23 protein-coding genes are annotated in these 21,491 nt (G+C 63.0%); 14 read left to right on the forward strand and 9 right to left on the reverse strand.

The features are described 5' to 3' along the window. The first annotated feature begins 1 nt into the window (after position 1). Genes nucS through KBX19_RS02940 form a run of 3 tightly spaced genes read left to right on the forward strand, consistent with a single transcriptional unit; the run spans position 2 to position 1,331 of the window. A complete protein-coding gene (gene nucS / locus KBX19_RS02930) occupies positions 2 to 694 on the forward strand; it encodes an endonuclease NucS (protein WP_005290536.1) in 693 nt (230 codons plus the stop codon). Positions 695 to 717: 23 nt separating this feature from the next. Further along, complete coding sequence (locus KBX19_RS02935) at positions 718 to 1,002, forward strand: hypothetical protein (protein ID WP_255997319.1); 285 nt, start codon at positions 718 to 720, stop codon at positions 1,000 to 1,002. 23 nt (positions 1,003 to 1,025) lie between these two features. Beyond that, positions 1,026 to 1,331: a thiamine-binding protein gene (locus KBX19_RS02940; protein WP_005290533.1), complete on the forward strand. Its 306-nt coding sequence runs from the start codon at positions 1,026 to 1,028 to the stop codon at positions 1,329 to 1,331. 34 nt (positions 1,332 to 1,365) lie between these two features. On the opposite strand, the gene glgB is transcribed toward KBX19_RS02940, so the two are convergent. Together glgB and KBX19_RS02950 are read right to left on the reverse strand one after the other, a co-directional pair. Further along, positions 1,366 to 3,558, reverse strand: coding sequence for a 1,4-alpha-glucan branching protein GlgB (glgB, locus tag KBX19_RS02945; RefSeq protein ID WP_255997321.1), 2,193 nt, complete (start codon positions 3,556 to 3,558; stop codon positions 1,366 to 1,368). 27 nt (positions 3,559 to 3,585) lie between these two features. Continuing rightward, a complete protein-coding gene (locus KBX19_RS02950; RefSeq protein ID WP_255997323.1) occupies positions 3,586 to 5,610 on the reverse strand; it encodes a maltotransferase domain-containing protein in 2,025 nt (674 codons plus the stop codon). A gap of 64 nt (positions 5,611 to 5,674) precedes the next feature. Between KBX19_RS02950 and KBX19_RS02955 the strand changes: the two genes are divergently transcribed. The 7 genes from KBX19_RS02955 to KBX19_RS02985 all read left to right on the forward strand — a co-directional run bounded on the left by KBX19_RS02955 (position 5,675) and on the right by KBX19_RS02985 (position 12,538). After that, the gene (locus KBX19_RS02955) at positions 5,675 to 6,532 is read left to right on the forward strand and encodes an ABC transporter ATP-binding protein (RefSeq protein WP_255997325.1); all 858 of its coding nucleotides are present in this window, start codon (positions 5,675 to 5,677) and stop codon (positions 6,530 to 6,532) included. Beyond that, positions 6,532 to 7,359, forward strand: a complete 828-nt coding sequence (locus KBX19_RS02960; RefSeq protein WP_005290527.1) for an NUDIX hydrolase — start codon at positions 6,532 to 6,534, stop codon at positions 7,357 to 7,359. The genes KBX19_RS02955 and KBX19_RS02960 overlap by 1 nt, the downstream gene beginning before the upstream one ends. Continuing rightward, a complete protein-coding gene (locus tag KBX19_RS02965) occupies positions 7,349 to 8,545 on the forward strand; it encodes a hypothetical protein (RefSeq protein WP_005290525.1) in 1,197 nt (398 codons plus the stop codon). Before KBX19_RS02960 ends, KBX19_RS02965 begins: the two co-directional genes overlap by 11 nt. Before the next feature lie 10 nt (positions 8,546 to 8,555). Beyond that, positions 8,556 to 9,329 carry an electron transfer flavoprotein subunit beta/FixA family protein gene (locus KBX19_RS02970; protein WP_255997334.1) on the forward strand — a complete coding sequence of 258 codons (774 nt, stop codon included), beginning with the start codon at positions 8,556 to 8,558 and terminating at the stop codon, positions 9,327 to 9,329. A 9-nt stretch (positions 9,330 to 9,338) separates the two neighbouring features. After that, complete coding sequence (locus tag KBX19_RS02975; RefSeq protein ID WP_040423771.1) at positions 9,339 to 10,304, forward strand: electron transfer flavoprotein subunit alpha/FixB family protein; 966 nt, start codon at positions 9,339 to 9,341, stop codon at positions 10,302 to 10,304. Further along, positions 10,288 to 11,394: a cysteine desulfurase family protein gene (locus KBX19_RS02980; protein WP_005290520.1), complete on the forward strand. Its 1,107-nt coding sequence runs from the start codon at positions 10,288 to 10,290 to the stop codon at positions 11,392 to 11,394. The genes KBX19_RS02975 and KBX19_RS02980 overlap by 17 nt, the downstream gene beginning before the upstream one ends. A 70-nt stretch (positions 11,395 to 11,464) precedes the next feature. Further along, positions 11,465 to 12,538: a glycoside hydrolase family 25 protein gene (locus KBX19_RS02985; protein WP_005290518.1), complete on the forward strand. Its 1,074-nt coding sequence runs from the start codon at positions 11,465 to 11,467 to the stop codon at positions 12,536 to 12,538. Here KBX19_RS02985 and KBX19_RS02990 read toward each other — a convergent pair. The 6 genes from KBX19_RS02990 to KBX19_RS03015 form a co-directional block, all read right to left on the reverse strand. Continuing rightward, entirely contained in the window at positions 12,528 to 13,322 is a 795-nt protein-coding gene (locus tag KBX19_RS02990) for a spermidine synthase (protein WP_255997337.1), read from the reverse strand. The two genes, KBX19_RS02985 and KBX19_RS02990, sit on opposite strands and share 11 nt — an antisense overlap. Positions 13,323 to 13,333: 11 nt before the next feature. Continuing rightward, positions 13,334 to 14,083 (reverse strand): ABC transporter permease, encoded by a 750-nt coding sequence (locus tag KBX19_RS02995; RefSeq protein ID WP_005290513.1) that lies wholly within the window; start codon positions 14,081 to 14,083, stop codon positions 13,334 to 13,336. Between the two features lie 2 nt (positions 14,084 to 14,085). Then, positions 14,086 to 14,832 carry an ABC transporter permease gene (locus tag KBX19_RS03000; protein WP_005290510.1) on the reverse strand — a complete coding sequence of 249 codons (747 nt, stop codon included), beginning with the start codon at positions 14,830 to 14,832 and terminating at the stop codon, positions 14,086 to 14,088. Next, a complete protein-coding gene (locus tag KBX19_RS03005) occupies positions 14,829 to 15,746 on the reverse strand; it encodes an ABC transporter ATP-binding protein (RefSeq protein WP_005290508.1) in 918 nt (305 codons plus the stop codon). The genes KBX19_RS03000 and KBX19_RS03005 overlap by 4 nt, the downstream gene beginning before the upstream one ends. A gap of 81 nt (positions 15,747 to 15,827) precedes the next feature. Continuing rightward, the gene (locus KBX19_RS03010) at positions 15,828 to 16,514 is read right to left on the reverse strand and encodes a response regulator transcription factor (protein ID WP_255997340.1); all 687 of its coding nucleotides are present in this window, start codon (positions 16,512 to 16,514) and stop codon (positions 15,828 to 15,830) included. Next, positions 16,514 to 17,641: a sensor histidine kinase gene (locus KBX19_RS03015; RefSeq protein WP_255997341.1), complete on the reverse strand. Its 1,128-nt coding sequence runs from the start codon at positions 17,639 to 17,641 to the stop codon at positions 16,514 to 16,516. The genes KBX19_RS03010 and KBX19_RS03015 overlap by 1 nt, the downstream gene beginning before the upstream one ends. Before the next feature lie 107 nt (positions 17,642 to 17,748). On the opposite strand from KBX19_RS03015, the gene mnmA reads away from it, so the two are divergent. From mnmA to KBX19_RS03035, 4 genes are all read left to right on the forward strand, one after another. Continuing rightward, positions 17,749 to 18,852 (forward strand): tRNA 2-thiouridine(34) synthase MnmA, encoded by a 1,104-nt coding sequence (mnmA, locus tag KBX19_RS03020; protein WP_255997342.1) that lies wholly within the window; start codon positions 17,749 to 17,751, stop codon positions 18,850 to 18,852. Positions 18,853 to 18,884: 32 nt separating this feature from the next. Continuing rightward, positions 18,885 to 19,382, forward strand: coding sequence for a hypothetical protein (locus tag KBX19_RS03025; RefSeq protein ID WP_005290498.1), 498 nt, complete (start codon positions 18,885 to 18,887; stop codon positions 19,380 to 19,382). After that, positions 19,375 to 20,265: a hypothetical protein gene (locus tag KBX19_RS03030; protein ID WP_005290497.1), complete on the forward strand. Its 891-nt coding sequence runs from the start codon at positions 19,375 to 19,377 to the stop codon at positions 20,263 to 20,265. The genes KBX19_RS03025 and KBX19_RS03030 overlap by 8 nt, the downstream gene beginning before the upstream one ends. A 110-nt stretch (positions 20,266 to 20,375) precedes the next feature. Continuing rightward, positions 20,376 to 20,762 (forward strand): hypothetical protein, encoded by a 387-nt coding sequence (locus KBX19_RS03035; protein WP_005290495.1) that lies wholly within the window; start codon positions 20,376 to 20,378, stop codon positions 20,760 to 20,762. Here the strand turns inward: KBX19_RS03035 and KBX19_RS03040 are convergent. After that, entirely contained in the window at positions 20,759 to 21,439 is a 681-nt protein-coding gene (locus KBX19_RS03040; RefSeq protein WP_255997343.1) for a 3'-5' exonuclease, read from the reverse strand. The genes KBX19_RS03035 and KBX19_RS03040 overlap by 4 nt on opposite strands. Positions 21,440 to 21,491: the final 52 nt, after the last annotated feature.

A 21,491-nucleotide genomic window follows, 5' to 3' on the forward strand; every position in this document is an offset into this window, starting at 1 on the left:
CATGCGTCTCGTTATTGCCCGTTGCTCTGTGGACTACGTCGGCCGCCTCGACGCACACTTGCCCTTGGCGGACCGGTTGATCATGATCAAAGCTGACGGGTCGTTGTCGGTGCACGCGGACGACCGTGCCTACAAGCCGCTGAACTGGATGACTCCGCCGTGCACGATTACAGAAGAGCCGATTCTCGACGTCGACGACGAGGACACGGGGGCCCAGTTGTGGGTGGTGGAGAACCCGAAGGGCGAGCAGCTGCGCGTGACTCTCGAAGAGATCCACGAGGACTTGTCCTACGACTTGGGCACCGATCCGGGGTTGGTCAAGGACGGCGTGGAGGCGCATCTCCAGGAGCTTTTGGCAGAGCACATCACTACACTGGGCGACGGTTTCACCCTGGTCCGCCGCGAGTACCCAACCCCGCTCGGTCCGGTGGACATCATGGCCCGCGACGGCGAGGGTATAGCGGTCGCCGTGGAGGTTAAACGCCGCGGCGGCATCGACGGCGTCGAGCAGCTCAGCCGCTATTTGGACATGCTCGGCCGCGACAGCCTCGTCGGGCCTGTCAAGGGCGTGTTCGCCGCGCAAGAGATCAAACCGCAGGCGAAAACACTGGCCGAGGATCGCGGCATTCGGTGCGTCACGCTCGACTATGACGAACTGCGCGGCATCGAATCCAACGAACTGCGCCTGTTCTAGGACCGCGAGGTAGGAAGCAGCCCATGCCACGGAGAAATCGGCGCGACAGGGGAGCGTACATGCCGGGCCGCAGCCTCCCTCGCGACGGCGGCACCTATTGGGGCACGCGGGAGGAAGAAGGCCCGCACGGGGACATCTACTTGGTGCGCCATATCGGATCCGCCTCAGCGACGAAGTTCTACGTGTGCCCCCGCTGCAATCAGAACATTCCGCCCGGGGTGGCGCATATCGTCGCATGGCCGCGCGACACCGGCAGGCAAGGGGATGACCGGAGGCATTGGCACCGGCATTGCTGGGAGCGCAGATAAGCGATCCCGCTAAGCTTAGGGCCATGATTCTCGCGTTCTCCGTTGCCCCGACCGAAACTCCCGACAACACTGCCGCGATGTCTGAGGCGGTCTCACGCGCGGTGAAAATCGTGCGCGATTCGGGTCTGCCTAATGAGACGAACGCGATGTTCACGCTCGTCGAAGGAGAGTGGGACGAGGTGATGGACGTGGTCAAACGCGCCACTGAAGCCGTGCAGGAAGTGTCTCCGCGCGTGTCGCTGGTGATCAAGGCCGACATCCGCCCTGGGTACACGGGGCAGATTGAGGGCAAGGTGGCTAGCGTCGAAAAGCATTTGGGCGAGGGTTAACTCACGTCCCTCGCCCTGCTTACCTCACCCGCGCTTACCGCAGCGTGTAGTACTGCACGCTCATAGCCGGGATGTGGAAGGTTGCGGACTGCTCGAAGGTGTCCCATTCACGGTCCTCGGTGGCGACAGTGTCCGGCAGCTCATTACCAGCACCCTTGTACTTCGCGTCGTCGGTATTGAGGATGAGTTCCCACTCGCCAGCGCGGGGTAGACCAAGGCGGTAATCCGTCTGCGGGGCGCCGGACAGGTTGACCACGGCCAGCACCGGCACAGAGTCCACGCCCCAGCGGATGTAGGCCAGGACGTTGTGCTCTGCGTCGTCGCCCTTGATCCACTGGAAACCCATGGGGGTATTGTCCTGGCTGAACAGTGCCGGGGTGTCCTTGTACAGGTGGTTGAGGTCGCGGACGAGTGTGCGGATGCCCTCGTGGTATTCGGCGCCCCAGTCTTGCAAGTTGTCCCAGTTGACGGAGCCGGCTTCAGCCCATTCGGTCTGCTGGCCGAACTCGCAGCCCATGAACATCAGCTGCTTGCCCGGGTGGGAGAACATGTAGCCGAACAGGGTGCGCACACCGGCGGCCTTGTTCCACTCATCACCCGGCATGCGCTCCCACAGGGATCCCTTTCCATGGACCACCTCGTCGTGGGAGAAGGGGAGCACGTAGCTCTCGGAGAAGGCATAGACGAGGGAGAACGTGACCTCGTTGTGGTGGAAGGAGCGGTGTATCGGGTCGAGGGAGAAGTACTCGAGGGTGTCATTCATCCAACCCATGTTCCACTTCAGGGAGAAACCCAGGCCGTCGGCAGAGGTCTGCGCCGTGACACCCGGCCACGCAGTGGACTCTTCGGCGATGGTGAGCACACCGGGGTGGGAACGGTGCACGGTGGCGTTGAACTCCTGGAGGAACTGAACTGCGTCGAGGTTCTCGCGGCCGCCGAACTCATTGGGCAGCCACTCGCCCGGCTCGCGGGAGTAGTCCAGGTACAGCATCGATGCCACTGCATCGACACGCATGCCGTCGAGGTGGAACTCCTCGAACCAGTACAGAGCGTTGGCCACGAGGAAGTTGCGCACCTCGTTGCGGCCGAAGTCGAAGACGTAGGTGCCCCAGTCTTTCTGCTCGCCGCGGCGCCAGTCCGGGTGCTCGTAGAGGGCGGTGCCGTCGAAACGCCCCAGGGCCCAATCGTCCTTCGGGAAGTGCGCGGGCACCCAGTCAACGATCACGCCGATGCCGGCCTGGTGGAGAGTGTCCACGAGGTAGCGGAAGTCGTCCGGGGTGCCCCAGCGCGCGGTCGGTGCGTAGTAGCCGGTGACCTGGTACCCCCAGGATCCGCCGAAGGGGTGCTCGGCAACGGGGAGGAACTCCACATGGGTGAAACCGTTCTCCACCAAGTAGGGGACAAGCTCCTTGGCCAGCTCGCGGTAGCCGTAACCGACGCGCCAGGAGCCGACGTGGCACTCGTAGACGCTCATCGGGGCGTTCGTAGCGTCAATGCCCGGGCGGGCTGCCATCCACTCGTGATCGCGCCACTCGTAGGTGCTCTCGCCGGCGATGACCGACACCGTCTCCGGCGGGGTCATTGTCTGCTTGGCCAGCGGGTCGGCCTTGTCGCGTGCGACACCATCCACACCCTGGACAGTGAACTTGTACTGGGTGCCCGGCGCGAGGTCCGGAATGAAGATCTCCCACACGCCCGTCGAGCCCAGGGTGCGCATCGGGTACTGGTTCGGGTTCCAGTTGCAGAAGTCACCGACGACGGCAACGCCCTGTGCGTTCGGGGCCCATACAGCGAACGAGGTACCGGAAACATCGCCCATCGGGGTGTGGTAGGTGTGCTGGTTCGCGCCGAGGACTTCCCACAGGCGCTCGTGGCGGCCCTCACCGAGAAGGTGCAGGTCGAACGACGTGAGCGTGGGCAGGAAGTGGTACGGGTCCGCCGTGATCACCGGGTCGCCCTCCGGGTAGGTGATCTGCAGGCGGTAATCCGGCGCGAGGTCATCTTCGAGCCCGAGTACCCAAATGTCGTCCCCGATGGGGGTCATGGGCAGGCCTTGGTTGTGGATGAGCACGTCCACTGCGGTCGCGCCGAGCACGCGGGCACGGATCACGGAGCCGGATGGTGTCGAGTGCCAGCCGTAGAAGTCGTGGGGAGCGTGGTGCTTGCACTCGATCAGGCGCTGACGGTCTGCCTCGGGGATGAGCAGCTGCGGATCGGGGGAGGTCATGGTAGTCCTTTGTCGGGGTTTAAAGCGTTAGGGGCGGTAGTCAGCGTCTGCGAGATCGCGGAAGGCGAGGCGCTCGCGCAGGGATGCATCGATAAGCGGGAGCCTGAAGATGTGCGCGACATTCTCCATCGGGCTCAAGCGCACGTAGTTGCGCATGGTCCACTCGTAGTCGGCGCCAGAGACGAGGTCGTGCACCGGGAACGTGGCGCTGGGTGTCAAGCCGAGGGCCTCCATGTTCAGCGTGACGTTGCACTCCTGCGGATAGGTCGGGTCGAGGTTGACCACGACGAGGATGCAGTCGCCGGTGGCTGCATCGAACTTGGAGTACGCAATGACCTGGTCGTTGTCTGCGGTGTGGAAGTGCAGGTTGCGCAACTGCTGCAGGGCAGGGTGGTCCTTGCGGATCTGGTTGAGCAACGTGATGTACGGGGCGAGCGAATCCCCGCGCTGCTCAGCACCAGCGAAGTCGCGCGGGCGGAGCTGGTACTTCTCGGAGTCCAGGTACTCTTCGCTGCCGGGGGCGACCGGCTCGTGCTCGTACAGCTCGAAACCGGAGTACATGCCCCACAGCGGGCTCAAGGTCGATGCCAAGGTGGCGCGGATGGCAAACGCCGCGCGGTTTCCGGTCTGGATGAACGCCTGGAGAATGTCCGGGGTGTTCACCCAGAAGGACGGGCGAGAGATGTCGGCGAAGCGCACGCAGTCTTGTGCGAAGCCGGTCAGCTCCTTCTTCGTGGTCTTCCACGGGAAGTAGGTGTAGGACTGCGAGAACCCGGCCTTGGCCAGGCCGAGCAGGCGCGGCGGGCGGGTGAACGCCTCGGCCAAGAAGATCACCTCAGGGTGTGTCTCGTGGACTTTGGCGATCAACCAGTGCCAGAAGTCAACCGGTTTCGTGTGCGGGTTATCCACGCGGAAGGTGGTGATGCCCAGGTCCACCCACGTCATCAACGCGCGGTAGATTTCCTCGTAGATGACATCAGAGGCGTTGTCGAAGTTGATGGGGTAGATGTCCTGGTACTTCTTCGGCGGGTTCTCGGCAAACGCGATGGTGCCGTCCGCCAGCACGGTGAAGAAGTCAGGGTGCTCCTCGGCCCACGGGTGGTCGGGCGCGGCCTGGAGAGCGAAGTCGAGCGCGATTTCCAAGCCCAACTCTTCAGCCCGGTCCAACAGCGCCCGCAGATCCTCGGTCGTACCCAGCTCCGGGTGGACCGCGTCGTGGCCGCCCAATACGGAACCGATCGCCCACGGGGAGCCCACATCGCCGTCCTCAGCCACCAGAGTGTTGTTCGGGCCCTTACGGTTGACTTCACCGATGGGGTGGATCGGCGGGAAGTAGACGGTGTCAAAGCCCATCGCGGCGACGCGCGGCAGAGCCTCCGCAGTAGTGGCGAAAGTGCCGTGGACGGGGCGGCCTTGTTCATCCCACCCGCCGGTGGAGCGGGGGAAGAGCTCGTACCAAGAGCTGAACAGGGCCTTGCTGCGCTCGACGAGGATTTCGCACTCCGGGCCCTGGGTGATCAGGTCGCGGACGGGGCGGGAGTGGAGGGACTGGGCAACATCGTCGGCGAGCGCCGGGGCAAGACGCTCACGCAACGGTGCATCGGACGACAAGGCTGTTGCGGCAGCGGTGAGCAATTCGCGCCGGGAGGAATCGCCCTCGGCCGCTGCACGCTCGAAAAGCTCAGCGCCGTGGATGAGGTCGTTCGACATCTCTTCGGCGGACTGGCCTGCTGCGGACTTCTTGGTCACTGCGTTGCGCCACGTTGCCACCGGATCAGACCAAGCCTCAACCCGGAAGCGCCACAGGCCTTCCATATCGGGGGTGAACACCGCGTGGCAGTAGTCGGGGCGGTTTTCCTCCGGTGTCATGAGCACGGAGCGGGACGAACCGTCCGGGGCAGTGATCACCACTGTCGCCGCGATAGCGTCGTGCCCCTCGCGCCACACCAGCGCGGAGATCGGCACGACCTCCCCAACAACTGCCTTCGTCGGTAGTGCCCCGTCGGTGGTGCGGGGCCTCACATCGTCGATACCCAAGCGTCCGATAGCCATGGCTCCCACACTAGCGAAGTCAGGGTCACACCACCGGGCAGGAAAATACGCCACAATAGGGGGCGTGACTGATCAAACTGCCCAGAATCGACCAGAGGAACCCCAGACGGATCCAGACCTGCTCATCGACTTCCGCGGAGTGGATTTCCGCCGCGGCGGCAACGTGTTGGTAGGGCCCGTGGACTGGAAAGTTGAGCTGGATGAACGGTGGGTCGTCATCGGGCCCAACGGCGCGGGAAAGACGTCGTTGATCCGGATGGCGGCAGCCCAGGAGCATCCGTCCTCAGGCACCGCCTTCGTGCTGGGGGAGCAGCTGGGCAGAACGGACATGCGCGATCTGCGCGCCGTGATCGGAATGACCACCTCTGAGCTGGGTGATCGTGTTCCCGCCGACGAGCTGGTGGAAGATCTCGTGCTCTCCGGCGGCTACGCCGTTGTGGGCCGCTGGCGCGAGGAGTACGGCGAGGTGGACTATGAGCAGGTCCACGACTCCCTCGACCACGTCGGCGCGTTCCACCTGCTGGGCCGCCGCTGGGGCACACTGTCGGACGGTGAAAAGAAGCGCGTCCTCATTGCGCGCGCGATCATGGTCAACCCCGAGCTGCTCATCATGGATGAGCCGGGAGCGGGACTTGACCTGGGTGGCCGCGAGGATCTCGTGGCGTATTTGGGTGATCTCGCGCTCGACCCTGATGCCCCGGCGATCGTGATGATCACCCACCACGTTGAGGAGATTCCCTACGGCTTCACCCACGCGATGCTGCTCAGCGAAGGCGATGTCGTTGCGCAAGGGCTGGTCGATGACGTTCTCACCAGTGAGAACCTGACGAAGGCCTACCACCAACCGATCACGTTGACGAAGGAAGACGGCCGTTTCTTCGCCCGCAGGACCCGCCGTGCTGGAGCGCACCGGAGGGCATAATGGGCTCACGCAACGAGGAGGACATGAAGGGGATCAACTACGGCCGTTTGGCGGCCACAGTGATCCTCGTGCGCGACGGCATTGCGGGCTTAGAGGTCTGGATGCAAGAGCGCGTTCTCACGATGCGCAATTACCCCGGTATGACGGTCTTTCCCGGCGGTGGAGTGGATATCCGCGACTTCCCGGCCGACAAGGAGGACGCGAAAGAACTCTGGTCCGGCCGTAGCGTGCACGACTTGGCCAAGCAACTCGACGTCAAGCCGCGCCAAGCCCATGCGCTCATGTTCGCCGCTGTGCGTGAGCTTTTCGAGGAAACCGGCACGCTGTTGCTTGTCGACGACAACGACAAACTCCTCCAAGACGCCCGCCCCTTCCACCAAATCCGCAAGCGGTTGGAAAGCCACGAACTCTCCTTCACAGAAGTGCTCGAAGAAACCGGCCTGGATGTCGATGCGACCTTGCTCAAACCTTCTGGCCGCTGGGTGGGCAAGAGCGAGAAAGGCACGTGGTTCGACACATTCACCTTCGTCGCGGAGCTTCCGCACGGTCAAGAGCCTGACGTAGCCACGGGCGAGGCAAGTGATGCGAACTGGTTCCCGCCGAGCTTGCTCATTGACGGGTGGCGCCAAGGCCTTGTCCGCTTCGCCCCGTCGACCTGGGCGCAGCTGTACGACATCTCCGAATTCGCCTCCGTCGACGAAATCATGGACAACGTCAAGGGCAAAGAGATTGAAGCGGTTGTCGGCGACCCCGTCGACATTCCCCGCTACCGGGAGCTGTTCGAGTCCAACCCGGTCAACCGGATGGGCAAGAAATTTGAGCTTTAACCCCGAGGAGGTCCGCTTCCTCGCCAGCCGGCTCGACGCGATCGCCGACGCAGCGGGGGAGTTGGAGCTGACGAAGAAGTCCGTCCTTGCTGACCGCCAGAGGCTCCAGCCTGTCTTCGGCGAGCACTCCCGCGCCGTCATGGAACTGGTGACCGCCCAGCGCGCGCTCGCTTCAAAGCTCCCCGACGCAGCCAACGCAGCATCCTGGCTGACCGATACGGATGCGGCTCAGCAGGCCACCCCGCACACTGTCGCCCAGGTGCGCGCTGAGCGCATCGCCCGCGCCGGGGCTTCGTTGGTGCACGACGTGACGTGTTCCATCGGCACCGAAGCCCCCGCTGTCACAGCGCAGGGCATGGATTGGCTGGGCACAGACATCGACTTCTCGCGCGTGCTCATGGCACGCCACAACGTGGGGCCGCATGTGGCTGTGGCTGATGCGCTGCATCCCGTCACCACTCCCGCGAGCAGTGCGGGCCCGACGCGCCGGATGTGCAGCGGCTCTGGTCCAGGACGCGTCATTGTCGCCGATCCCGCCCGGCGCAAGGACGGACGCCGGATCACCGACCCGGCTAAGCTCATCCCGCCGCTGCCGGACCTGCTTGAGGCCTATCCCTACGCCGAAATGGCCGTCAAATGCGCACCCGGCATCGATTATTCGCAGTGGCCCGGCCTGGTCAGTATCGTCAGCGAGAACGGGGCCGTGAAGGAAGCCTGTCTCTACACTCCCGGCCTTGACCCCGCGAAACGGGAAGCAGTGGTGATCCAGCCGGGGTTCACCGAACGGATCACGGATGGGGCCGGGGAGGCTGTGGACGTCGGTACGCCGCGGCGCTTCATTATCGAGCCCGACGGTGCCGTCATCCGCGCTGGCCTGGTGCGCCACTGGGCGGCCAAGCACGATCTGGCGATGCTCGATCCGCACATCGCGTTCCTCACGGGCGATCGTGTGCCGGAGCACCACTCCGGATTTCCATTCATCGAGGAAGTGCCGCTGAAGAAGCTGAAACCGGCCCTGCAGGCTCATGGTGCGGGCGCACTGGAGATTCTCGTGCGTGGTGTCGATGTTGACCCTGACCAGCTGCGCAACAAGATGAAACTCAAGGGCAGCACACCGATGGCGGTGGTCATCGCGCGCATCGGCGACACGGCCACTGCATATCTATGTGGTGCGCGTGTGCGCTAGGCTCGCACCCATGTCCACTATTGCCGTTCTAGTGAAAAACGTGCCCGACACGTGGTCGACAAAGACCCTCGCGGCCGACAACACGCTCGACCGCTCCAGCGCCGACAACGTGCTCGACGAGATCAGCGAATACGCCGTCGAGGCTGCCCTGCGCCTGCGCGACGAAAACGATGGTTACAAGGTCATTGCCGTCACGATGGGGCCGGAGGGCTGCGAAGAAGCATTGCGCAAAGCGATCGCAATGGGCGCCGATGACGCCATTTCGCTTATCGACGACTCCTTGGCCGGCTCCGACGCCATCGCCACTGCATGGGCCCTGAACAGTGTGCTCAGCACCATCGAGGATCTCTCTCTGGTGATCATGGGCAACCAGTCCTCCGACGGCTCCACCGGTGTGCTGCCCGGCATGCTCGCCGAGTACCGCCAGGTGCCGGCGCTGACGCAGGCGTACAACCTGCGCATCGAGGCACAACAGATCCACGGCACCCGCGATGACGAGCGCGGAACCTGGGAGGTCGCAGCAGCGCTTCCGGCAGTGGTGGCCGTCACTGAGCAGTCCGACAAGCCGCGCTTCCCCAACTTCAAGGGAATGAAGGCTGCCAAGAAGCACGAGATCACTCGCTACAGCGCCGCCGACATCGGCCTGGAGGCTGTTCCGTCCGCTACCGCCGTCACCAGCGCGACCGAGGTGCCGCCGCGCACTGCCGGTGAGCTGCTGGAAGGCCCTGCCGACGACATCGCAGCTCAGGTGGTTGAGCACCTGGCCGCCCGCAACCTGATCTAAGGAGCCCACATCATGCACGTGTACGTACTTGCAGAACACGCCGGCTCGGAAGCGGGCCGTGAACTCAGTCCCATCACCGGCGAGCTGATCACCGCCGCCCGCGACCTGGGGGTCGTGTCCGTCGTGGTCGTTGGCAAACCTGGCGTCGCCGAGCACCTTGCGCCAGAACTCGCTCGCCTCGGTGCCGCCCAGGTCATCGATGCATCCACGGAGGATTACGAGGAGCGCTTGATCACCCCTGAGGTCGACGCGCTGCAGGCCCTCGGTGCCGCCAACCCCGCGCCGATCGTCATCGCGGCGACGGTGACCGGCAACGAGATCGCCGGCCGCCTCGGCGCGCGACTCGGCGCCGGTGTGCTGGCCAACGTCACCGGTATCGAGACGAACAAAGCCGGCCACCACGAGATCTTCGGTGGCAGCTACACCACCACCGCCGTGGCCGGGGGAGAGACCCCGATCTTCACCCTGCGCCCCGGCTCCGTGAAAGCGCAGCCGCAAGAGGCTGCGGGTGAGCTTGCTCCTATGCCGCTGCCGGCCAAGACCGACCGCGATGTGACCGTGAAGGGCTTCACCCCGAAGGCTCGCGCTGACCGTCCGGAGCTCACCACCGCGTCAACGGTCGTCTCCGGCGGCCGCGGTGTCGGCTCGGAGGAGGGTTACAGCGATTACGTGGAAAAGCTGGCCGACGTGCTCGGCGCCGCCACCGGCTCCACCCGCGACATCGTCGACCTGGGCTGGGCCGCCCCTGAAACGCAGATCGGACAGACCGGCGCGACTGTCTCCCCGGACCTGTACATTGCCCTGGGCATTTCCGGTGCGATCCAGCACACCTCCGGTATGCAGACGTCCGGAACGATCGTGGCTGTGAACCAGGAGCGCGACGAGCCGATCTTCGCCATTGCGGACATCGGTGTCGTCGCCGACATCGAGGACTTCGTTCCCGAGCTCATCAAGGCCCTTGAGAACCGCCGTTAGGTACTTCGACCACGCCGCCACCACGCCCATCCGGCAGGTGGCGGTGGATGCTTGGGCCGAGCACGCCCACCTACTCAATCCGGCTTCGCAATACGGTTCCGGCCGCGCCGCGAACGCTGTCCTGTCCGAGGCGCGAGAGACTATTGCGGCGCTGCTCGGCGCTGACCCGATCGAGGTCATCTTCACCGGATCCGGCACGGAAGCAGACAACCTGGCCGTACAGGGGTTGTTCCACGCCAGCCCGTCCCACCGCGTCATCTCGACGGGGATTGAGCATCCGGCGGTGCGGGAAGCCGTCGAAAAGCTGCCGGGTGCTGATGTCGAGCTACTCCCGGTCGGCTTCTCCGGCCACGTCGAGCCGACCGAGATTCTCGATCAGCCCGCCGCCCTGGCGACGTGCATGTGGGCGAACAACGAGACCGGGGCAATCCAGCCTGTAGAGGACATCGCGGCGCGTGCCACGGCCGCCGGCACTCCTGTGCACGTCGACGCGGTGCAAGTCGTGGGGCATATACCCGTCGACTTTCACGCGCACCAATTCAGCACGCTGGCGGCATCCGCCCACAAATTCGGCGGGCCACGTGGCGTGGGTCTTCTGCTTGCCCGCCGCAGCCCGAAGCTCGAACCCGTCATCCACGGCGGGGGACAGGAACGCGGGATCCGCCCCGGCACCGTCGACGCGGCATCTGCGATCGCTACCGCGGCGGCGCTGAAAGAAGCCGTCGGGGAGATGGACAGTGAACGCGCGCGAGTCAGTTCACTGCGAGACCGACTGGTCAGCGGTGTCACGGCAGAGATAAGCACCGCACGCGTGACGACGACCGAGCCCGCCCTTCCTGGGCACGCCCACTTCACGTTCCCCGGTGCGAACGGCGATGCAATGATCATGCTTCTCGACGGCCTCGGCATCGAAGCTTCCACCGGTTCCGCCTGCAACAGTGGGGTGAACCAGCCCAGCCACGTGCTCGAGGCGATGGGTGTGGGATCTGACGGCGCGTTGCGGTTCACACTTGGGCGGACGACAACGCAAGAGGATGTAGACGCTGTGGTGGCTGCTCTCCCAGAGGTCATTGAGCGCGCCACGTTTTAATTCATGGGTCACAGGTAAATTTGCGTGTCGCATGTGAATCTTGTGACGTTTGTGGTTTACCGTTGCACCTATGATGACTCGATCCTTGCGTCCTGCTGCCCTTTTCGGTGCGGTTGCCCTGTTTGCCACAGCGCTCGTGGCCGGCCCGGTCAACGCCAACACCGACGCCAACTTCGTCAACGGCGTGGATGTCTCCAACCACCAGAACACCGGGGGAGAGACCCCGATCGACTGGAACGCCGTCAAGGGCGACAACCAGCGCTTCGCCTTCATTAAAGCCACCGAAGGCACGGACTTCACGGACAAGTCTTTCCACAAGTTCGCGCAGGAAGCGGCCGACACTGGCCTCTCCGTCGGCGCGTACCACTTCGCCCGCCCGGCGCGCGATGCCTCTGCCCAGGCGCACCACTTCTCCAACGTGGTCAACACCGGCCCGCAGACCGCGCTGCCGCCTGTGCTCGACCTTGAGGTCGATGAGGACCTGAGCCCTAAAGAGCTCCAGGACTGGACGCGCACCTTCCTTCAGATCGTGGAGAGTGAGACCGGCCGCACCCCGATCATCTACACCTACCGCTACTTCTGGGAAGAGAAGATGGGGGGCACAGAGGAGTTCTCCAACTACCCGCTGTGGTTGGCGGCGTGGCAGAACAAGGCGCCGCGTCCCGTCGGCGGCTGGGACAAGGTGGACATTTGGCAGCGCTCCGACAACGGCCGCATCTCCGGCATCAACACCCCGGTGGACACCAATATGTTCAACGGCAACCAGGGCCAGTTCGCGCGCTTCAGCGCCGGCGAACTGAACGCCACTGGCGGCGTGCTCGAGCAGTTCCAGGACACCAAGATCGAAAGCGAGATCTCTGACTCGCTAGAGGTGCTGGAGAAGAACAATACTGCACTCGTCGCTGCGATCCTGGGTCTGACCACTGGCATTGTGGAGGGCCAGCAGGTGGAGGACGCTGCGAAGACATTCGGCTTCGACGCCCAGGACGCCCGCAACATCGCCGACACCGCCCGCATCCAGGTGGAGAACGGCGAACTGCCGGTCGAGGACTTGAACAACATGATGCTCGATAGCGAGTACTCCGTCGGCGACCTGCTCATCCTGCTGGACAACGCCAACAATCAGCAGGGTTCTAGCGAATAGGCGGATCCCGCCGCACTGCCCCCGAAGCAGCGAGGTTCCGCGCCCACGAGTCATCCTTGAAATGGGCCGGGACAGCACCCCCGAGCAACCGTTTGGTCAGCTCGGGGGTTTCTTCTATCTCCGCAGCTGAACCGAGCAGCACGATGTTTCCGTACCGCCGCCCTTTGAGCATCGGCGGATCCGCGATCACGGCCAGATGCTCGAAGACCTCCGCCATTCCAGCCAACTCCTCGCGCGCTTCCTTCAGGTCGCCGTGGGAGCCGCAGTTAGCCACGTACAGGCCGTCCGCGGAGAGGGAACGTGAGCAGGCCTGATAGAACTCGACCGTCGTCAAGCTGCGCGGTGTGGTCGCGGACTCGAACACGTCGCGGATGATCACGTCGCGGCTGGCGTCGACGAAACCGTCGGTCTCTTCGCGGGCGTCACCGACACGGATTTTCACTGCGGGTTTGTGCGGGATGTCGAACTTCTCCCGTGCCAGCACCGCCAAGTCCATGTCCCATTCCACGACCGTGTTGCGCGAATGCGGCCACACGTGCGCGAAGTAGCGCGCGAGCGTGCAGCCCCCACCGCCTAGATGTGTTAGCCGCGGCTTTTCCCAGCTCCTGGTTTCCACTGCCGCAGCGATCCACCGCATGTACTCGAAGTCAAGGCGCTCCGGCTCACCCGGGACAATGTGCGAGCTGGGCACCCCGTTGACCATGAGCAGCATCGACCCGTCCGGCTCGTGAACGATCTCCGCGACGCCGGTGTCGATCTCATGGAATTCGCTGTCGTGGGCCATGAAGGTCGAGACTACAGGCGCGCATCAGTTCTGCGCAGATACGTGGTAGCCGCCGCCCAGGCGATGCTCGCGAGAACGATCGAGGCAAGGAGTACCTTCAGGATTCTGCCGACTTCAAGCGCTCCTGCATACACGACGGCGGTGCTTCCCAGCCACATTGTGTCCGTGAGCAGAGCTTGGGGCACGACGAACTGCATACCCGGCGCACCGGAGGAGAGAACTCCGAATGCGACTATGCTCGCGACGAGCCCGATGGCGATTGGCACTGCAAAGCTGCGGATTGTCATCGATAGCAACGACTGCCATGACGCGACAGCGACGGCTGGTATGAGCGAGAACAACGCGGCCCCGACCAGGCTTGCTGGCGGCGGCCCTGAAAGCCCCGTCAACCAGCCCGCTCCGATACTTAGAACCAAGAAAACGAGCTGCATAAGTATCGTCAACGTCATGATGGTGGCGAGTTTAGAGGTGATCAGAGCTGCGTAAGAGCGCGGTGAAGTAAGCAACGGTGCCCAGTTACCGCCCCGATGCTCAACCCGCCACACCGCCGCCGTGAGAATGGCGATGCCCATGCCCATGAATAACATTCCGTAGAACAGCAGTGCTTGGGACCAGTAGCTGTCCCACCCTTGGTCAAGAGTCTCTAAGTTGGCTGCGTAGTTGCCGGCTCCGAATGCGACAGCAATGAAAGGCACGCCTAGAACGACCGTCCATATGTAGGAGCGGTGCAGTTTAAGCATGTCGTTGAGGTACAACTGCATGGCTAGACTTCCTTTCTATTGAGTCGGCAGGTTAACGCCAAGAAACCGACAGTGATCAGTGTTAAGTACGCGAGCCACGCCATCCAGCTTGGATCAGTGGCGGAGATGCCCGAATCTGAGAAACGGTAGGGAGTCGTAACCGCGAAGTATCCGAATGGGTTCACCGCTGCGAGCCACGGCGGAGACAACATCGCGCCAACCCCGAGGAAACCTCCGACGACTCCGAGCGCTAGCACTCCGACTTGGGATTCGGTCACGCCAGAGAGAATCAGCATCACGGCAAGCACGAGAATGCTCGTGATCACGCTGGCCGCGTAGAAGCCAAACCACGCTAGGGCAGCTTGTCTAGGAGGCAGCGGGGCCCCAAGCAGAATGGGAAGCGAAAAGGACAAACTGAACTCGAGAGTCTTCAACGCGGTGACCAACGGTGCGGTTACGAGCAGTTTGCGGCGTAGAAGTGAGCCGGTTGGCACACCAGCCATCGCGTTGAGCATCCACCCTCCACTCGCGTGTTCGGTATCCACAGCGCGGCTGGCAATGAGGGCAAGCTGTAGCGGGGACATCAGCGACAGCGAGATGGCAAGGACGACCAGGTGGCTGCCCCAAGCATTGTCGGGAAAGGCTGAGAAGTAGCCCACGGACTTTTCGGCGAAGAGATTTATGCAGGAGAAGAGCAGGACTGCAATAGATGTCAGCAATCCAAGCAGGATCACTTTCGTGCGTCGCAGTTTCGCGATTTCAACTATCATGCGCTCAACCCCTCCGTTCCGGTTAGTCCAATGAAGACTTCCTCCAAACTGCGGCGTTTACGAACAACTTGGTAAAGCGGCACACCGTTGCCGACAAGCCGGGCGCAGATTTCGGCAACTTGTTGGTCGGTTACTCCAGCGAGTTCAATCCCGTTGTCACCGCGCACCGGTCGGAACGCGGCCAGAAGATCTGCGGCGATGTCCTCGGATGGGGTTTGGATGAAGAGGTCGGGCAGTTGAGCGTTGTAAAGCTGCTCTTGCGAACCTTGGAAGATGAGCCTGCCGCGGTCGATGATGGTCAAATTCGTCGCCATCTTTTCTATTTCCGAAAGTAGGTGGCTGGAAACGAGCACCGTGCGGCCTTCATCTCGGGAAAGGCTGACAATGAGCTGACGGATCTCTTCGATGCCGGCGGGGTCGAGACCATTGGTGGGTTCGTCGAGTATGAGAAGTTGCGGGTCCCGAACGAGCGCCATCGCAATTCCGAGACGCTGTTTCATGCCGAGCGAATAGTTCTTCACTAGCTTGTCCATGTGCTTGCCCAGACGCACGAGTTCGATTGCACGCTGCGTGTGAACTGGATCGGCCTCGAACAGGCGGGTGGCGATCTGGATGTTCTCACCGCCTGTGAGGTGCGGATACGCCGAGGGCGCCTCAATTAGAGAGCCGACACCGCGGAGAACCTGCTGCCGCGTTTGTCGATTCATCGGCTGTCCGTGGATCTTGATTTCACCGCTAGTTGGAGTGACAAGTCCGAGAAGCATCTTCATGGTCGTGGATTTGCCTGAGCCATTCGGGCCAAGCAGACCGTGCACGGTGCCAGCTGTCACTTTGAGATTGAGGGAGTCAACGACAGTCGTGGAACCGTAGGTCTTTGTTAACCCCTGTGTTGCAATGATCGATGATGTATCCATGCCCTCAAGGCTTCCGCAGGACAGGGGCTGTGCGCGTCGGCGCGGGGCACGATCTTCTGCGTGATACCCGGGTATGAGGGCTTAGGAATCTAGCAAATCGGAGCGCGAGACCAACCCGGTCCGGTAGGCAAAGAGTGCGGCATGCACGCGGTCACGCGAATGCGTCTTCATTAAGACACGGCCAACGTGCGTTTTCACCGTCGGCATGGAGATGAACAGTCTTTCTGCGATTTCCGTGTTGGTCCATCCGCGTCCCACCGCAATGAGGATCTCGTGCTCCCGCTCAGTCAACTCTTGAATGGCGCGGCGGTCGGCCGTGGAGAGGGGAATGGTTTCAGCTGGGGCTTCGCTGAGCTTGGCGACGATCCGGTTGGTTGCCCGCGGTGAAATCACAGCATCACCTGTGGCGACGGTGCGTATGGCGTCGAGAAGTGTTTCGGGCTCCGCATCCTTGAGCAGAAAACCGCTGGCGCCGGCGGCGAGTCCGCCCATGACATAATCCTCGTCGTCGAAGGTGGTGAGGATAATGACCTTGGCACCAGGAAATCGTTTCAAAAGCTGGCGGGTCCCAGAAATGCCGTCGAGAACAGGCATCTGCACATCCATGAGCACGATGTCCACCGGATGTTCGCTCATCGCGGCCAGCGCTTCCTCGCCGTTACCGGCGATCCATTGGACGTCCATGTCTGGTTGCGAGTTCACGACATTGCGGATGCCATGGAGGAACAGTGCTTGGTCATCGACGAGGCCAATGGAATGAATCTTCATCAGCGCACCTCGCTGGTGATGCTCAGAGGCAGTCGAGCGTTCATCACCCACGTGTTGCCACCGGCAGGGGCGGAACTGAGGGAGCCGTTGATTAATGACGCGCGTTCGCGCATGCCAGGCAAGCCATGCCCGGGGCCGGGTCGCGCTCCCGGCGCGAACCGGTTGTCCACGCGAATGTCCACCTCGTCAGCGGCCCATGACACAGTCAGGTGTGCGTGCCCGTCGCCGTGTTTGAGCGCATTGGTCAGCGCTTCTTGCACGATGCGGTGCACCGTCAGTGAAGTAGCGGGATCGAGTCGAGTGGGTTGTTCGCCACTGACATTCACGCTGACGTCGAGGCCGCCGGCGCGGCTGGTTGTGACGAGTTCGTCGATGTCGAGCTTCGTCGATAACGGCGTAAGCGGGCGGGGATCTGGATCGCGCAACAGCCCCACTACTCCGCGCATCTGACGCAGTGACTCGCGACTGACAGTGCTGATAGTGCGCAGCGCACCGTCCCGGTCGGAACCGTAGAGTGCGCCGTCGGCTTGCGCCACAATGACGGTGAGTGAATGGGTCACAACGTCGTGGATCTCCCGGGCGAGGTGAGCGCGCTGCTCCGCTGAGGCGCGTTCGAATTCATCGCGCTGGCGTTCGAGCTGGAACTGCATGTCCTTTTCTGCGGTCTCTATCGCGCGGCGTCGGAGCTCGCCCATGAGTAGTCCGACGACCAGTAGAGTCACGCTCCATGCGATGTAGGGCACGCGCTGCGAGAATGGCATCGCGACGAGTGGTGCGGAGATGAACGTCGTAGCTATAACTACCCCGCTAAGCAGAGCCACCGTGGCGAAGTCGCGAAGGGGCGAAGATAGGTGGCGACGTGCGATATAAGCCGTGAAGACTACAACCGACACTGTTCCAATCGGCAGTTCGGGTTGGAATGCGCACGCTGCGAGCGGTGCAACAGCGACACCAACTGTGAGCAGAGGCCACCGCCATCGTGTGAACGGTGCGGCTGCCGCGCACACAGCGAGCGCACCATCGATGATGCTCGGGCCGTTAGTAAGAGGGCCTATCTGGCCGAAGGTGACAAGCAGTAAAGCCAGCCCGACATCGCGCAGGCTAACGTGGCTCGACTGGATCTTCATGACTTACCACCGTAACTTCCGTCCGAGCCGAATACGTCGTACCCGGGTACCACTTCGCCGGTTCAGCCGTTTCGTCTCCACGACGTGGGGGACTACACTCTCGCACCGTGCGAGTTTTGGCAGCAATGAGCGGCGGCGTCGATTCCTCTGTGGCGGCGGCGCGGCTTGTCGACGCCGGACACGATGTCGTCGGTGTCCACCTCGCCCTATCGAAGGACGCGCAGCAGACCCGTGAGTCCGCCCGCGGCTGCTGCTCGCTGGAGGACTCTGCCGATGCGCGCCGCGTGTGCGACAAGCTGGGCATCCCGTTCTACGTGTGGGATTTCTCCGACCGCTTCAAGGAAGACGTCATCGACGACTTCGTCGACAGCTACGCCCGCGGCGAGACACCGAACCCGTGCCTGCGCTGCAATGAGAAGATCAAGTTCGCGGCCCTGCTTGAGCGCGCTGTGCAGCTCGGCTTCGACGCGATCGCGACAGGGCACTACGCACTCATTGACGATGCTGGGAACCTGCGTCGGTCCATAGACCCGCAGAAGGACCAGTCTTACGTCCTGGGCGTGATGACCCGCGACGAGCTCGACCGCTGCATCTTCCCGGTCGGGGACACCGAGAAGCCCCAGATCCGCGAGGAAGCTGCCGCCTACGGCTTCTCCACCGCTTCGAAGCCGGACTCCTACGACATTTGCTTTATTCCGGACGGGAACACCCAGGCCTTCCTCGGCCGATCCATTGGCATGCGCCCCGGCATGATCGTCGACGAGTCGGGTGCGGAACTCAAGGAGCACGACGGCGCTTTCCAGTACACGATTGGCCAGCGCAAGGGCCTGAACATCCGCGTTCCCGCCGCTGACGGCAAGCCGCGCTACGTCACTGATATCGACGCCGCGACCGGCACAGTCACTGTCGGCCCGCGCGCCGCACTCGACGTGCGCACGATTCACGCCGACCGACTGAAAATCCTGCACGAGGCCATGTCCGCAGCTTCCCAGTGCAGCGATCCCATCGCTGCACACGTGCAGATCCGCGCGCATGGGGGAGTTGTGTCCTGCACCGCCCATGTTGACCTGGACGCTGACACGATGACCCTCGAGCTGGCCGAGCCGCTCTCTGGCGTGGCACGCGGCCAGGCCGCCGTGCTCTATCTCCCGGATCCTGACGGTCAGGGCGATGTCGTGCTCGGGTCCGGTACGATCTGCGGCACGGAATAGGGGGCTGACCCAGCTCCGCTATCCTCACTAACGTGGACAAGCATCTCATCTGGATCAACCCCCTGTCGCTTCCGTGGCGCCTGGGTCTGCTGGGGGCACTCGTGCTCATCGCGGGCGGGGTCATCGCACTCATGGCCACGCAGGGGTTACCAACGGTCATCGGCATCCTCCTTCTGCTTCTCGTCGCCGTGGTGACCACGGTGGTCCATCGCATCGGCACCTTCCTCCACGTTGACGGGGGCGTGCTCCGGTTCGGCCGCTACCCGCGCCCCCAAGACGAGATTCCGCTCACCCGCATCAAGGGAGCGCGCGTGGAAGACCTCTCCGCAGACGAGCGCGTGACAAAGCCGTGGGGGACGCTCGCGCCCGACGCGTCGACGACGCTTGTCGACGTCAACCGCTCCACCCGCGCCGTCGTGCTTTCCCTTCGTGATGGGCGCACCGTCAAGATCGGTGTCGGCAGCCACAGCCCCAGCGCCGAAGATTTCGTAGCTGGCTTGCGGGAGCAGAACAGGAGCATCCATGGCTGATCCTGCCGGTGCCACTCCCACAGCCTTCGGACTGGGCCCTGTCCCCGGCACCGACCTCGTCGCAGCGGCGGACGTGGTGCTGTCCGAAAGCCCGCTGCCGCACATTCCCCACCTCCCGGAGCGCGGAGCCGGATCTGATGTCATCGGCCGTACTGCCGCGTTGCTTCCCCTCAACGTCGACATTGGTCCGCGCAGTTGGCAGATTCACGCCCGCCCGCAGATTGCGACCATGCGCGCCCGCGACCAGTGGATGCGCGATCTCGACCTCCTTGAGGAACTGTGGGCGGGCAAAGTGCCGGAGCTCAAAATCCAGCTGGTTGGCCCATGGACGCTTGCCGCTGAGATTGAGATGCCGAACGGGCATCGCATGATCACGGATCACGGGGCTCTCCGCGACATCACTGACGCGCTGGTGGAGGCTGTGGGGGAGCACAGACGGGACGTCGAAAAGCGCATGGGTGCAACGACTGTATTGCAGCTCGATGAGCCGAAGCTCGACGCGGTGGTGCGCGGTGCGTTGCAGGGAACGACGGACTATGAGGACATCCCGCCGGTGAGTGAAGACGACGTCCTCGAACGCTTGGGGGTGTTCGGTCCGCACCTGCTCAACGCGTCGCGGCCGATGTATGGTGCGGATTGGTTCACCGTTGGGCGTGCGGTGGATACCGACGGGCTGGGCGAAGCGCTCGACCGCGGCGCCCGGACTGTGTTCCCGGTGATGGAACCGAACGACGTCTTCGCGCTCTTCGACCGGATGCAGCTCGACCCGGCGCAGCACGGGTTCGACGTGTACGCCGATCCTGCCCCGACCTTGCTCTCAACTGCCCACAACTATCGCGCTGCGGTGGAGATGGTGGAGGCTCTGGCCCCAAGATCTAGTTGACATAGGTGCCGCGGAAACGTCGTAAAAGACCAGGTCATAGTTGCATGACGTGGCAATGATGCAATCGAGATCTCGGGCAGGTTCCGTCGTTGACCGGTAGTCTGTCTTCCATGAGCGACGCAAAGCTCTCGTGGGAAAAGAGCCAGAATCACATGTGGGTGCTCGCGCTTATGGCGGTGCCGCTATTTCTCGTCTTAGGGGAGTTGCTTGATAGCTACATCATTGCTTTTCCCATCGCAATGGGCTTTGCGTTGCCGTTCTTCTTCTTGGGTTCTACCCGTTATGCGCGCCTCGATGCCACAACCTTGAGCTACAGCAACGGTAGCGAGGAGAAGACCCGTCCGGTGGAGGACATCGCCCGGATCACCCAGGAACCGATGTCTGGGTCGTTGATTTTCGAGTTCACTGACGGCACGAGCGACTACGTCGAAAACGGCGGTGACGAACAGGGCGTCAGTGAGTTCGTCGGTAAGGCGCAGCAGTACCTAGGCACCTAGCTGAGCATCGGCCACGCTGTGGTGATGCCCTTGGTGTCCCGCCCGCGTGATTCGCAGAATTTACGGAACTCCGTTTGAATTTCGAAGTGCTGCACGGCCTGGAACTCCATGAGTTCGTCGAGTTCCATCTGGGACAGCTGCGGCCAGACCTTGTTCACCTGTTTCCACGCGATGCGCGCGGCGGCGGTGGCATCCGATGTCGCCTCGTGCGCGTTGTCTAAGCGCACCCCGTAGAACTCCGACAACGCACCCAAGTTTCGCTTACCGCCCTTGCGGTACCGGTCCATCGCGCGGTCAATGAGCAGTGGGTCGAACACCGGCCCCGTCACCGTGAAGTCGCCGGTGAGTGCGCGCAGCACGGACAGGTCATAGGGCGCATTGAAGACGACCAAGGTCAAGCCTTCATCCCACGCTTGCTTGATCGCGGCTACCGTCTCCTGGAGCACGTCGTCATGGGGCCGCCCCTCAGCGCGTGCTTTTTCCGTGGTGATGCCGTGGATGCGCGCCGCCTGTTCCGGGATGTCTACACCTGGGTCGGCGAGGGTTTCGTTGGCGGTCATGGAAGAGCCGTCGATACGCACCAGCGCTGAGGTGACAATTCTCGCTTCGCGCGGGTTCGCGGACGTGGTCTCCAAATCAAAGGAGAGCATGCGCGAGGCGTTGAAGGTGGCAGCCATGCCCATCATTCTAATGAGCATATGGACAACCCCATTGACCTTGCCCCAAGGT

This window comes from Corynebacterium sp. CCUG 71335, from assembly GCF_024454075.1.
GTDB classification, from domain to species: domain Bacteria; phylum Actinomycetota; class Actinomycetes; order Mycobacteriales; family Mycobacteriaceae; genus Corynebacterium; species Corynebacterium genitalium.